Source organism: Bacillus cereus group sp. N31, assembly GCF_016483245.1.
Classification (GTDB): Bacteria; Bacillota; Bacilli; order Bacillales; family Bacillaceae_G; genus Bacillus_A; species Bacillus_A toyonensis.
On the sequence record NZ_JAEHCH010000005.1, the window covers coordinates 57,051 to 70,123 of the forward strand.

Below are 13,073 nucleotides of genomic sequence, written 5' to 3' on the forward strand. Positions count from 1 at the left end.
CCTGTACTAACGGGCAATAGGCAAAGAAGGCAATCTGAAAGTTAACTGCCCTTAAATACCCGATTGGTTCCACTAATAATAAGCAGGGGATGAAAAACTCCCCTGCTTATTAAAGTGTCACTTTATTGTAACATGCAATGTCATATATTTCTTTGCATATTCTAGTGATTTATGCCAAAATAGTTATAAGATTCTGATTTTAATTTTTGGAGGGAATTTTCATGGGAGTATACGTTCTAACAGTCTTTGAAAAAGATGGTTCAAAAGCATTGGACGAATCATTTGAGGCGGCAACTGAAAAAGAAGCGAAAGCAAAAGGTGAATCTATTTTACAAGAAAAAGGATTGCACGAAAAAACACATCGCTGCACATCTTCTGCAGGTAAGCTCGTTTTATTCCAGCGCTAAAAAAAGAAGCGTCATCCGCTTCTTTTTCACTCTACTATATCTTCGTCGCACCACGTAAACTCCACATCTAGAATGCGATTACCGATACGTACGCGTTTATTCCATTTACCTGTTTGGATCTGATGTTGCAATTCTGCCTTCATCTTTTCCGTCCAGTTATGAATCGTTTCACTACCGTCGTACGGATATATGCCCGGAAACTCTTCCTGCAGAAGGTGTAAGCTCTCTGCATCAAAATGAAAATGGAAGAAGTAGTTTGCTGTAAGCGATGGTTCTTGTAAACGTAAAAAATGATCATCAATTTGCTTTCTATTTCTATAGAAAGTAAAGATATTCACTTTACCGCTCGTAATTTGGTCAATTTGAATTTCGTGCTTCTCTATAATCACGTCTTGCCCACCTCGTTATATACTACCTTTAGTATATATGTCTTTTGCAACAAAGTTAACCATTTTCGCACGAAATTCATTTCCTTCATTATATTACCTGTACCTCCAAGTACAATCAGAACAAATAAAACAAAGTTGAAGGGGAGCGATCACATGTATTTCGGAAGCAAAGGTTGGTATGTAAAAGAACTTAAAAAATTAGGTATCCGTACTTATGAAGGTAAAAAACTAGAATCTTATCGTACGCATATTTTATCTAGTTTACTTGAGAGAATGAAGAAGGCTTCGGCTTAATAGACAAATAGAAGAAGCTACTTTAAAAGTAGCTTCTTCTATTTGAAAAATCGCTTATCCTTTGTACCAATCATAGCCTAAACGAACAACATTAGCCTCCATATAAGACAATGAATTTTCTCTAGGAAACGTCTCGTAGTTCACAAAATTATTCATCCCAAACCTATCCTTATGTAACCACGTTGCGTCACATTCATCACAAACATATACAACTTTATCAATGTCTTTTATTTCAACTTTACAAACGAGACCATTCCCATCACATCTTGGACAAACAACTTTACCTTTAAATAGCTCCATCTATAATTCCCCCATTACAAACTTTTAAAGCTCTCATTATATAATAGAATTTAAAATTGTTCTTTTTAGGCCATATATTTTATTTTGCGATTATTTTTTGTTTTTTTCTTGAATCTTCTCTACTTCATTTTTTATATCCTCTGATATAGCCACATCAATATTCCCTTTATATTTCTTGTATTCTTGGAATAACATGTTTGCATTTTGATTAAACGTTATCAGAGTTCCACTAGGAGATTCTGTTTGTTCCTTTAAAGATGTAACAATTCCATACATCTTCTTGTATTCATCATAAAGTTCTTTGTACTTATTTGGATTTTCTTTCGCAGCTTCAGATACCTTTTTTAATTGCCCTTCCATATCACTATATATTACAGAAGATTGAGCCACCATTGAATTTAGAGATTTTTTCTTAGCATTTAAAGCTATGTTAAAATTTCGGCGGTCATCAATAGCTTTAGACCAGGACTCTGAATATTGCGGTAAAACAAAATCAGCAACAAATCCCATTAATTCAATATTATTATAAAATTCCGCTGCGGCTTGAACATAGCTAGCTTCACGTTTCTTCTTTTCCTCTGCTTCTTTGGCATTTTTTTGTAATACATTCATACTCACAAGGGCTATCATGATCACAACAATCCCTAAAATTCCCCAGATTATCTTTTTATTCATGCTGACTCCCCCATTTATATATAATCTTTAAATTATATTGGTAAAAACAAAATAAAAGCACTCGTTCGGGTGCCTTTAACTTTAGTTTTTATTGGGCTAATTCTTCATGTTTACTCCCTCTTTAAAATTTCTATTCCCTTTTATATATGTAACAAAATAAGTAGCCAAGCTAAAAATGCTATAATACATTTGACTACATTAAGGAGGAACCATTATTTTGCGCGGAACATGCATTCAATTTCATAAGTTTGGTAACCCAAAAGATGTATTACAAGTTGAATATAAAAATATAGAACCATTAAAAGATAATGAAGTGCTAGTTCGTATATTAGTTAGACCGATTAATCCATCTGACTTAATTCCTGTAACTGGAGCGTATGCCCATAGAATTCCTTTACCTAACATACCTGGTTATGAAGGTGTTGGTATTGTTGAAGATGTTGGTGCGAGTGTTTCTAGAGACCTTATCGGTAAACGCGTGCTACCTTTACGCGGGGAAGGTACTTGGCAAGAATATGTGAAGACATCAGCTGATTTTGTAGTCCTTATTCCCGATTCAATTGATGATTTTACAGCTGCACAAATGTACATCAACCCATTAACAGCTTGGGTTACGTGTACAGAAACGCTAAACTTAAAACGAGATAACGTTTTATTAGTAAACGCTTGTGGATCCGCTATAGGTCATCTTTTTGCACAGTTATCACAAATTTTAAACTTTCGACTCATTGCAGTGACTAGAAATAGTAAACATACAGAGAAATTACTTCAGCTCGGTGCTGAATATGTAATAGATACTTCCACTGTTCCGCTTTATGAAACCGTTATGGAGTTAACGAACGGGATAGGCGCAGATGCTGCGATTGATTCTATTGGAGGATTCGATGGAAATGAATTAGCATTTTGTGTACGTCCAAATGGACACTTTTTAACTATCGGTCTTCTATCCGGCGTACAAGTAAACTGGGCCGAAATTGTTACGAAAGCAAAGGTGCATGCTAACATATTTCATTTACGACATTGGAATACAGACGTGTCACCGTATAAATGGCAAGAAACGTTTCGTCACTTAATTCGTTTAGTTGAGGATAAAAAATTACGTTTTATGACAGTACATTCTACGTATGACTTAGCGGATGTGAAAACTGCGGTTGATGTTGTGCAGTCTGCTGAGAAAGCAAAAGGAAAAGTATTTTTGACGAGTTATTAAATGCGGTTGAAGAATTCATTTTGATTGATTTTTTTCAAAATGGATTTTTTTATGCCTTATAAATCTGATTTTAGTATTCCGCTTCAACCACCTAAAAAATAACATTGTCAACAGAACTTAAATTGGTTATTATAAAAGCGAATATAACAGGAGATGAGCAGATGAATATAAATGAAAAGAAATCTTTTTCAAAAGTTTCTCGACGAAAATTAGTCGATGAAGTGTTGGAACGTCTACAAGAAAAAATCTTTTCTGGCGAGTACGAAGTTGGTGATCGCCTCCCTACAGAGCCCCAATTAATGGAAAAGTTAGGTGTAGGGCGTTCGACGCTGCGAGAAAGCATAAAGATATTAGTACATGCTGGTATCTTAGAAGTTCGACAAGGACAAGGTACTCGTATTGTCTCACTAAATACTACGCAAGATTCATTTGAAAAACGATTGCAGGCAGCAAATATTAATCATGTGTATGAAGCACGAAATATGTTAGATAAAGAAGTAGCTATGTTAGCGGCACAGCGCCGAAGCGAAGAGGATCTTTTATACTTAAAAGGACATTTGGATAAAAGAAGAAATGCCCTTCGAGAAGGAAATTATGTAGCTTACATAGATGCAGACATTCAGTTTCATTTAGCAATTGCAACGGCGAGCAAAAACGAAGTTCTACTTGATTTATATCAATCTTTCGTGCCTGCCCTTCGTCATATTTTAAGCCAATTAATATTAAATACAGCTGACTATGAAGATAACTCTGAAATTCATGAAAAATTATTCCAAGCTATATTAAAACAAAATGCCGAAGAGGCTCGAACATACGTTGTTCAAAATTTGGAGCTGAAATAAGCTCCTTATATATTACACTTAAACATCAGATGATATACTCAATAACATCTGATGTTTAAGAGAGGAGAAAATGAAATTGAAACATCAAGAACGAACTTATTTGTATATACTAGCACTATTTTTTACTTCTATTAATTTACGTATCGGAATTACATCTATTTCACCTTTATTAGAAACAATCCGACAAGACTTAAATATAAGCAATTTTTCCGTTAGTTTTTTAACAGCCATTCCTGTTTTTTGTATGGGGACATTCGCCTTACTAACCGGGAAGGTAATTAAAAAATATGGGGCAGAAAAAGCAATTATGGCTTGTCTTATTTTAATTGGCTTTGCAACATGTATGAGAGCTTTTACTTCTTCCATTCTCACCTTATTCACAAGCGCTTTATTTATCGGCATTGGAATTGCACTTGCAGGGCCGTTACTATCAGGTTTTATTAAGGAAAAATTCCCTACGAAAATCGGCTTAATGATTGGAATATATTCAGTAGGTATGGGAACTGGCGCTTCTTTAAGCGCAGGATTAACGCTTCCTTTACAACATGTATTAAAAGGATCTTGGAATATGGCACTCGCTTTTTGGGGTGTACTTACTATTATCGCTATTATATTTTGGTATCCGGTTATGAAACGAAAAAAGAATACGAGCATACAAAATAAAAAGAATAATAATTTACCTTTAAGAAATAAAAAAGCATGGTTGTTCACAATCTTTTTCGGCCTACAATCAGGAATCTTTTATTCCATTACGACTTGGCTAGCACCAGCAAATCAAAGTATGGGTGTCAGTAGCGGACAGGCTGGTACTCTAATAACTGTATTTACAGTTATTCAAATGATATGCAGCTTTTTAATTCCAACATTAGCCGATATTTATAAAAACAGACCACTTTGGTTATTAGGGAGTATATGCTTTGTACTCGCAGGTTTATCGCTTATGATTTACCCACTAACTACACCATGGATCCCTTCTATTTTATTAGGTATCGGGCTCGGCGGCGTATTTCCACTCGCTCTCATGCTACCACTATACGAAACAAAAACTTCCGAAGATGCGAGTGCATGGACTGCTATGATGCAGTCAGGAGGATACATTATGGGCGGATTCATTCCTGTCTTAGCAGGAATCGCTCGTGACTATTTTAATAGTTATACGCAAATTTTTATTATAATGGCACTTCTAAGCTTAGTTTTGTTCATTTTAACTTTAGTCATGAACAAAAGAAAGATAGAAGCGAAAATAGCTTAAATGAAAAGAATGGGCTTTTTCCTAAAGGATCCAGCTCATTCCTTTACTTCTACAAATTGAAAACAAAAAAATCCCCTCAAAGCATAAGCTTCGAGGGGGAGCCTGTTTTTTATTTACTTATATACGTACAGCTGTACCACTGACAGCAACCATTAACATTCCATCACGAACAACTTCATAATCTACGTCAATACCAACGATAGCGTTCGCACCTTTTTGTTTTGCAAGTTCTTTCATTTCATCCATTGCGATATCACGAGCTTCTTTTAGCTTGCTTTCGTAAGAACCAGCACGACCACCGACAACATCACGAACAGAAGCGAATAAGTCGCGGACAATATTTGCACCCATAATAGCTTCACCATTTACAATATCGATATACTCAATAATTTCTTTACCTTGAATTCCAGACGTTGTTGTTACAATCATGACTGACACTCTCCTAATAAATTGTAGTTTTAATTGGCTTTCTTATGTCTTTATTATGACATGGAACAAACAACTAATCTATTGAATTACCTTACAGGAATGTGACAGTTTTGTAAGAATAAAGTGACTATTATGTTCAATAAAGCGCTTTAACATTAGGATACATAAACGATTCTTTATTTTCTTTCCAGTCCTTTTCTACTTCTTTGAAAGTTGGTCGTCCTAATTCTTCATTGTTCTCATGTTTACGAAACCATTTCTTCACATACTGGTCTCCATTTTTATTTTGAACTGTACAAAGGAAACAATTACTGCTATCCTTTAATATTTTTACAATCACGAAACGACACCCTTCCCTTTTAAATAACAGAATAGAACTTGATCTTTTACTATAAGCCCTTCCTCTCTTATAGTCATACGACTCCTCGGCCGCGCCAAAGTTGTAAGATCAAAAAACGATATTCACTTTGTTTACATTTTTCATCATTTTATTTAAAGAAATCAGAGTTATAAGCATTATGCTTATCAAATATTTTATAGATTTCTAACTTATCATCTAATTTTGCATCTACTAAAATTAATATATTGCCATCGTAAATATATTCTTCATACTTTTTAGCATGTTCTTCTGGAATTCCTAATCCTATAAATGCTCCTATTAAACTTCCAGCTCCACCGCCAATACCGGCTCCTCCAATAGCTGCTGCGATCGGTCCTACTGCTACGATTGGACCCATTCCAGAAACGGCAAGTATACCAAGACCTGTTAATAAACCACCGAGTCCGCCTGCTACACCTCCTGCTACAAGCCCTGTCGCTGAAAAGATATCCGCTTTATGTGCAGTTTCATGATTTACTTTTTCACCTGATTTTTCTTCAAGGTGTTCAATTTCCTTTTGATCTTTTGCAATAGCTGAAATGTTATCTGCTGAGTATCCTTTATCATTTAATTCATTAATAACGAGTGCCGCATCATCAATTGTTCTAAAAACACCTACTATTTTTCTATCTACATTCATAACTATTAACCTCCTAAAGTTTTATATAATGTATCTTTATTTTTCTTCATTTCTGTATACACTAACCTTCTTATTAACATAACCATTTACGAAAAAAGCGAATAGTAAAAGCACTACAAGTGAACTACTTAACAAGTAAATTAAATCAAATGTAATATCAACCATCATTTCATTCATGTATATCAGGCTCCTTTTTATTTAAAAATAAAAGTATATTTTGATAGACTAATCTACTAAACATAGACATCTTACAATTCATCTTCTGTCAATCTCTTTGTAGTATATGTATACCCTTCCTAACCTTTTCTAAACGTAAAAAACTATACTTATATTTTTTCTTATTTATATGTTTAACATTTTTTAAAACGGGTATGTTTATATTGTTATGCTTACTATATGGAAAGGAATATTACGATGAACGCCATTCACTCTACTACTATTTCTTATAATGAAACGCCTACAATAACTCAGATTCATCATTTTTACGCTTTAATGACAACATTTCAAACGAACTTGTTTATAAGTAAACACGGAACACTTACTTCTATTAAAAACTTAAGCACATTAGTATCCTTTTTCCTTACGGTAAAAAAGAGAGAGCTTGTATTATTTATTTTTGAAGGAATAGATGCAAAAAGAGCTTTAAGAACACTCTTTCCTTCTTAGAATTTTTGTTATCCTCTATTCCCTCGTTTACTACCTTTCATATATATTTTTATTTCAAAATGATTTCCTCTATTAAAAAAGAACCCCCTAATACAATAGGGGGATTTCTAGTTTGGCCTTATGAAAACTGATATAATATATATTACGTTTTTCATTCTTTACAATAGGAAACTTTTAATACTCTTGAAGGTAGGAATTTTTAATGAACTCGAAAGCAAAATTTAGTATTCGCTACAAAATTATGGCTGGTTATTTAGTTATCATTTTGTTCTTACTTGTTTCTTTCATTATGTTAAACAATGAGATTTCTAGCTTACAAAAATCTCGTAATTTTATTATTGATCACGATTTTAAAGTTCTTAATTTAACGAATCAAGTGGAGAAAGAATTGCTAACAATTGAAAATAAGGCGAAAGGGTTTATCATTTCTAATAACCCAAATTACGTGCAATCCCTTAACTCCGCGGAAAAAGATTACGAAAAACATTATCAAGATCTTTTTGCTCTATTAGAGGATAACCCCTCTCAGCAAGAAAAATTAAAACAGATTAACGAAAACATTACTAGTTGGATTAATAAAGAGATTCACCCACTTATTACAAATAATAATAGTAATAATGTACAAACAATCGACACGACTCAAATTCAGTCATTACAGTCGCAGCTAACTAACTTCCGGAGCACTGAGGAGCAACTAACGAAAAAAAGAGCTGCACAATTAGATATTGAAAATAATAAATTAGAGATTTGGTTATACAGTTTATTGTTCTTACTTTCTTTTATTTCCATTATCGTTTCACTCTATATTTCGAATTCCATTACAAAAACGATTAAAAATGTAATTCAAGCTATTAAATCAATTTCTTCCAAAGAAAAAATTACGGAAAGAATTCATGTAAACACACATGATGAAATAAAAGATCTTGCTCATACAACAAATCACCTACTAGACGAAATATCAAAAAGAGAGTGGTTACAAACAGAGCTTGCAGAATTAATTTTAATGTATCAAGGTGTATCTTCTATCGAGATGTTAGGCAACAAAATTTTGAGTGGAATTATACAAAAAACGCAAACTTCTTGCGGTGCATTTTATGTACGTGAAGAATATGAAGAAACTGTCTACTATGTGAAAAAAGCTTCTTTCGCCGATCAAGGTGCTGATATTGGAAAACAATCTATTAAAATGGGTGAAGGTTTCATTGGACAGTCTGCCTTAGAAAAGAAAAGTTTTATTCTCAGGGACATACCCGAAGAGTTTCGTTATGTCACTAGCGGAGTATTAGAAATACATCCTAAAAATCTACTAGTCATCCCTATCTTATTTGAGGATGAAGTGATTGCAGTAATGGAGTTAGTAAGTGTAACTGAGATTTCAGACTTACATCAAGATTTAATTCAACAAACTATTGATAATCTAGGTTTAACAATCCATAGCATTATAGGACGTATGCGAATTCAAACTCTTTTACATGAATCACAAGTAATGACAGAAGAGTTACAAGTTCAATCAGAAGAATTACAAACGCAAGCTGAAGAACTACAAATGCAAGCTGAAGAATTACGAACAACGAATGAACAATTAGAGTCTAGAACTGAAGAAGCTGAACAAAAGACAGCTGACTTACAAATTACCAAATCAGAATTAGAAGAAAAAGCAAGCGAGTTGTTACGCAGCTCAAAATACAAATCTGAGTTCCTAGCAAATATGTCACATGAATTACGCACACCGTTAAATAGTATTTTACTATTATCTGAAATGTTAAGAGAAAATCATGATAATCATTTATCGGATGATGAAATTGAACTAGCAACTGTCATTCATTCATCAGGGAAAGACTTACTTACTTTAATTAATGACATACTAGATTTATCTAAAGTAGAAGCAGGCAAACTAGACATCATTTTTGAAGCAACGAACATAAGTGACATGGCAGCCAATATGCATCAAAACTTTTTACATATCGCTGCACAAAAAAATGTCGAATTTACTATTGAAGACAGTGACACCATTCCTCACCTGTTTTATACAGATGCAAAACGGATTGAACAAATTATTAAAAACTTATTATCCAATGCATTTAAATTCACAGAAAAAGGATCTGTCTCTTTACATTTCGATTCGATAGAAACAAGCAATTTAAGTCATGATATGCAGTCTATAAGTAAAGACTGGATTACAATTGCAGTAAAAGATACTGGTATTGGTATCGCTAAAGAACAGCATCAACTTATTTTCGAAGCCTTTCAACAGGCAGACGGCGCAACGATTCGGAAATATGGTGGTACAGGATTAGGTTTATCTATTTGTAAGGAGTTTGCTAGATTATTAGGTGGTTGGATTACGTTAGAGAGTAATGTAGGAGAAGGCAGTACTTTCACAGTATATATTCCTAACCTTCCAAATGGATTAAATGAAATCCAAGTATCCAATTTAGAAGTCGCAGCAACGATAGAAGATGTTATCCCTGCTGAAGTTGTTGAGGAAACTATCATTACTACCGAAACAAATAACGTCTTCCAAGAGAAAACCATTTTAATTGTCGATGATGATCATCGAAATATATTCGCGTTACAAAATGCATTAAAAAAACAAAATGCCAACATTATTACTGCCCAAAACGGCATAGAGTGTTTAGAAATACTAAAAAGCAATACAAATATTGACCTTATTTTAATGGATATTATGATGCCGAATATGGACGGTTATGAAACGATGGAAAATATCCGAATGAACTTAAGGTTACATGAAATACCTATTATCGCATTAACTGCTAAAGCAATGCCAAATGATAAGGAAAAATGTTTATCTGCTGGCGCTTCAGATTATATAAGTAAACCATTAAATCTACATCAACTCTATTCGGTAATGAGTGTATGGTTAATAAAATAAGTGAGGTTTAGTTGGAGTGGAAAATAAGTATTATAATTTTGATCCATCAGTAGATACGGATGAGCGCACGAACTTAGAAATTGAATTACTATTGGAAGCGGTATTTAAACTATCAGGATTTGATTTTCGCCAATATGCTCGCACATCTATTTATAGAAGGATTTGTAATCGAATGCAGCTCTCTAATATCCCAACCATTTCAAAATTAATTGAAAAAGTAATTCACGAGGAAGGGGTTTTAGAACAGTTATTAAATGACTTCTCGATTAATGTAACTGAGATGTTCCGTAACCCTGCCTTTTTTAAAGCGCTTAGAGAGCATGTTATTCCTGAATTAAAAAAGAATCCTGAAATTAGAATTTGGCATGCTGGATGCGCAACTGGTGAAGAAGTATTATCAATGTCCATCTTACTTCACGAAGAAGGATTAAGTGAAAAATCGGTTATTTACGCAACAGATATGAATACAAATGTGTTAGAAAAAGCAAAACAAGGCATCCTCCCCTTAAATAAAATGCAAACTTATACGAAAAACTATTTACAAGCTGGCGGTACACAAGCATTTTCTAACTATTATTCAACAGATAATCGTTTTGCTTATTTTAATCCATCACTTTTACAAAACATTATTTTCGCACAGCATAATTTAGTAACTGATCAATCTTTTAACGAATTTCATATTATACTTTGTCGTAACGTTTTAATTTACTTTACAAGTAAACTTCAAAATCAAGTACAGCAACTATTTTATGAAAGTTTAGGCCACAATGGATTCCTATGTTTGGGGAATAAAGAAACTCTTCGTTTTTCAAATATAATGCCGCATTATACCCAATTTAATCCTAGTGAACAAATTTATCAAAAAATACAATAAAAAAGCGTATGAAATCCTCTGTTTGGATTTCATACGCTTTTTATTTCGCATTCGTTTTTATCATAATGAGACACATATCATCTGATTGTGTTTTCTTCTGTTCTTCCTTATAAAACCCTTCTATCTCTTCTTCTAAATCTCCCCATTTTCTTTCTGTAAAAGCACGTAATTTCTCTTCAGACTCAAATTCATCATTTGCAATTGCTTCAAGAACACCATCTGTAAATAATACTATTTGAGCGTTCTTCTCAAAAGGTATAACTGTCTTTTCAACTTTTATTTCATCAAAAAATCCTACCGCACAACTCCCGCGATTTAGTTCCACTACATTCGCTTCATCAACTAGCACGTATCCAGAAGGATGTCCTGCATTTACATATTCAATTGTTCTCTTTTCTGTATCAACTACTAAGTATATCGCTGTAAAATAATAGGGAATATTATCATTGTCATTATGTAAAAGGGTCATATATTTATTTAATTCTTTAATGACGAGTTCTGGATCAATTAAACATTTAATCGTTTCGCGTAATACAGAAGAAATAAACATACAAACTAATGAAGCAGATATACCATGTCCCATCACATCTAATAATATAATACCGTAGCGATTTTCATCGATTTTGTACCAATAATACATATCTCCAGCTAGTTTGAATGACGGTAAGTAACTTGCTTCAATTTTTATATGATCTTCTCTTAATGGGCTACTTAATAAGTTTCTTTGTACTTGTGTAGCTAAATCTAGTTCATTCCGAAGATTTTCTTCTTGTTCTTTATGCCAATTTAATTCCGATTTCAAGCGTAATGCTACACGCATACGCGCTAATAGTTCAACTTTATTTATAGGTTTCGTAATATAATCCATTGCCCCCATATCAAGAGCTTCGGCTAATTTATTTGCATCCTCTAAAGCTGTAACAAAAATAATAGGGATATCTTTAAACTTCTCCTCTTTTTGTAATCGCCTACAAACTTCAAGTCCATCAATTTCAGGCATCATAATATCTAATAGTATTAAGTCAATTTCATTATGCCTGGAAGAATCTTTTCCAAACTGTATGTATTCGAAGAGCTCTTGTGCAGAATTGAGCGATACAAGATCATGATATCCGGCTTGTTTTAAAATTTTCTCAATTACAAATATGTTAACCGGATTATCATCAACAATTAAAATGGACACAAGTTATTTCCCCTTTTCTTATTTAAAATGTAAATCTATTATAATTTTCTATTTTTCTAGTATTACATACTCAGTTACAAAATGAAAATTTCGTACTCAAACATATTTATACAACAAAAGAACAAACCCCTAGAAATAGGAATTTGTTCTTTCACTCTATAAATTTCCACTTTTAATTTAACACCATTGCTTTATCATTTAAAAGACGATCTAATTCTTCCATATGATTTGTTTCATCTGCAATCATATCTTCTAGTTTTACAACTAACTCTGTCATATTTAATTTCGCTGCCTGTTCTTTTCTCGTTTCATAACGCTTAATTGTTTCATATTCTGATTGTCTAGCGGATTCTAACATTTCTCTAACATCTTCCACTTGTTTCACTGGTAAAGGGATCGTAGTAGGTGTACCACCTAGCGTCTTAATTTTCTCCGCTAAATATAGGGCATGTCCTTGTTCATCACTAATTTCAGATTCAAAGAAAGGTTTTAACACTTGTCTATATATACCAGAAACTGTAGCTGCATTATGGTTATACATAATAATCGCCGAGTATTCTCCTGCTAAATCTTCATTCAATCCTTCTATTAGTTCTTTCACATCGTGTGACATTTTAATATCTCCTCCTATACTTAATAA

17 protein-coding genes are annotated in these 13,073 nt (G+C 33.3%); 8 read left to right on the forward strand and 9 right to left on the reverse strand.

Annotated elements, in window-relative coordinates; translation table 11 throughout:
* Positions 1-221 precede the first annotated feature (221 nt).
* The gene (locus JDS81_RS09510; RefSeq protein ID WP_000539550.1) at positions 222-407 is read left to right on the forward strand and encodes a YhzD family protein; all 186 of its coding nucleotides are present in this window, start codon (positions 222-224) and stop codon (positions 405-407) included.
* 26 nt (positions 408-433) lie between these two features.
* On the opposite strand, the gene JDS81_RS09515 is transcribed toward JDS81_RS09510, so the two are convergent.
* Positions 434-796 carry a hypothetical protein gene (locus tag JDS81_RS09515; protein WP_000582774.1) on the reverse strand — a complete coding sequence of 121 codons (363 nt, stop codon included), beginning with the start codon at positions 794-796 and terminating at the stop codon, positions 434-436.
* A gap of 153 nt (positions 797-949) precedes the next feature.
* Between JDS81_RS09515 and JDS81_RS09520 the strand changes: the two genes are divergently transcribed.
* Positions 950-1,090 (forward strand): YflJ family protein, encoded by a 141-nt coding sequence (locus tag JDS81_RS09520; RefSeq protein ID WP_000273535.1) that lies wholly within the window; start codon positions 950-952, stop codon positions 1,088-1,090.
* Positions 1,091-1,144: 54 nt separating this feature from the next.
* Here the strand turns inward: JDS81_RS09520 and JDS81_RS09525 are convergent, their stop codons facing one another.
* Together JDS81_RS09525 and JDS81_RS09530 are read right to left on the reverse strand one after the other, a co-directional pair.
* Positions 1,145-1,390, reverse strand: coding sequence for a 3'-5' exonuclease (locus JDS81_RS09525; protein ID WP_097953151.1), 246 nt, complete (start codon positions 1,388-1,390; stop codon positions 1,145-1,147).
* 90 nt (positions 1,391-1,480) lie between these two features.
* Positions 1,481-2,065: a hypothetical protein gene (locus tag JDS81_RS09530; protein ID WP_097953150.1), complete on the reverse strand. Its 585-nt coding sequence runs from the start codon at positions 2,063-2,065 to the stop codon at positions 1,481-1,483.
* Between the two features lie 214 nt (positions 2,066-2,279).
* On the opposite strand from JDS81_RS09530, the gene JDS81_RS09535 reads away from it, so the two are divergent.
* From JDS81_RS09535 to JDS81_RS09545, 3 genes are all read left to right on the forward strand, one after another.
* Entirely contained in the window at positions 2,280-3,275 is a 996-nt protein-coding gene (locus JDS81_RS09535; protein WP_097953149.1) for a zinc-dependent alcohol dehydrogenase family protein, read from the forward strand.
* Between the two features lie 161 nt (positions 3,276-3,436).
* A complete protein-coding gene (locus JDS81_RS09540) occupies positions 3,437-4,117 on the forward strand; it encodes a FadR/GntR family transcriptional regulator (RefSeq protein ID WP_097953148.1) in 681 nt (226 codons plus the stop codon).
* Positions 4,118-4,187: 70 nt separating this feature from the next.
* Positions 4,188-5,369 (forward strand): MFS transporter, encoded by a 1,182-nt coding sequence (locus JDS81_RS09545; protein ID WP_000768276.1) that lies wholly within the window; start codon positions 4,188-4,190, stop codon positions 5,367-5,369.
* Between the two features lie 117 nt (positions 5,370-5,486).
* On the opposite strand, the gene JDS81_RS09550 is transcribed toward JDS81_RS09545, so the two are convergent.
* From JDS81_RS09550 to JDS81_RS09565, 4 genes are all read right to left on the reverse strand, one after another.
* On the reverse strand, positions 5,487-5,798 hold the full coding sequence (locus tag JDS81_RS09550; RefSeq protein ID WP_000637510.1) for a YbjQ family protein: 312 nt from the start codon (positions 5,796-5,798) through the stop codon (positions 5,487-5,489).
* A 136-nt stretch (positions 5,799-5,934) separates the two neighbouring features.
* Positions 5,935-6,138 carry a DUF4028 family protein gene (locus JDS81_RS09555; RefSeq protein WP_097953147.1) on the reverse strand — a complete coding sequence of 68 codons (204 nt, stop codon included), beginning with the start codon at positions 6,136-6,138 and terminating at the stop codon, positions 5,935-5,937.
* Between the two features lie 148 nt (positions 6,139-6,286).
* On the reverse strand, positions 6,287-6,817 hold the full coding sequence (locus tag JDS81_RS09560; protein WP_097953146.1) for a general stress protein: 531 nt from the start codon (positions 6,815-6,817) through the stop codon (positions 6,287-6,289).
* Between the two features lie 36 nt (positions 6,818-6,853).
* Positions 6,854-6,994 (reverse strand): hypothetical protein, encoded by a 141-nt coding sequence (locus tag JDS81_RS09565; RefSeq protein ID WP_001004572.1) that lies wholly within the window; start codon positions 6,992-6,994, stop codon positions 6,854-6,856.
* Between the two features lie 237 nt (positions 6,995-7,231).
* Between JDS81_RS09565 and JDS81_RS09570 the strand changes: the two genes are divergently transcribed.
* The 3 genes from JDS81_RS09570 to JDS81_RS09580 all read left to right on the forward strand — a co-directional run bounded on the left by JDS81_RS09570 (position 7,232) and on the right by JDS81_RS09580 (position 11,250).
* A complete protein-coding gene (locus JDS81_RS09570; protein ID WP_000991353.1) occupies positions 7,232-7,483 on the forward strand; it encodes a hypothetical protein in 252 nt (83 codons plus the stop codon).
* A 202-nt stretch (positions 7,484-7,685) separates the two neighbouring features.
* Entirely contained in the window at positions 7,686-10,376 is a 2,691-nt protein-coding gene (locus JDS81_RS09575; protein WP_097953145.1) for an ATP-binding protein, read from the forward strand.
* Between the two features lie 16 nt (positions 10,377-10,392).
* The gene (locus tag JDS81_RS09580; protein WP_000429038.1) at positions 10,393-11,250 is read left to right on the forward strand and encodes a CheR family methyltransferase; all 858 of its coding nucleotides are present in this window, start codon (positions 10,393-10,395) and stop codon (positions 11,248-11,250) included.
* A gap of 40 nt (positions 11,251-11,290) precedes the next feature.
* On the opposite strand, the gene JDS81_RS09585 is transcribed toward JDS81_RS09580, so the two are convergent.
* Both JDS81_RS09585 and JDS81_RS09590 read right to left on the reverse strand, forming a co-directional pair.
* The gene (locus JDS81_RS09585) at positions 11,291-12,433 is read right to left on the reverse strand and encodes a fused response regulator/phosphatase (protein ID WP_000025507.1); all 1,143 of its coding nucleotides are present in this window, start codon (positions 12,431-12,433) and stop codon (positions 11,291-11,293) included.
* A 172-nt stretch (positions 12,434-12,605) separates the two neighbouring features.
* Entirely contained in the window at positions 12,606-13,046 is a 441-nt protein-coding gene (locus JDS81_RS09590) for a ferritin-like domain-containing protein (protein ID WP_000017755.1), read from the reverse strand.
* Positions 13,047-13,073 lie beyond the last annotated feature (27 nt).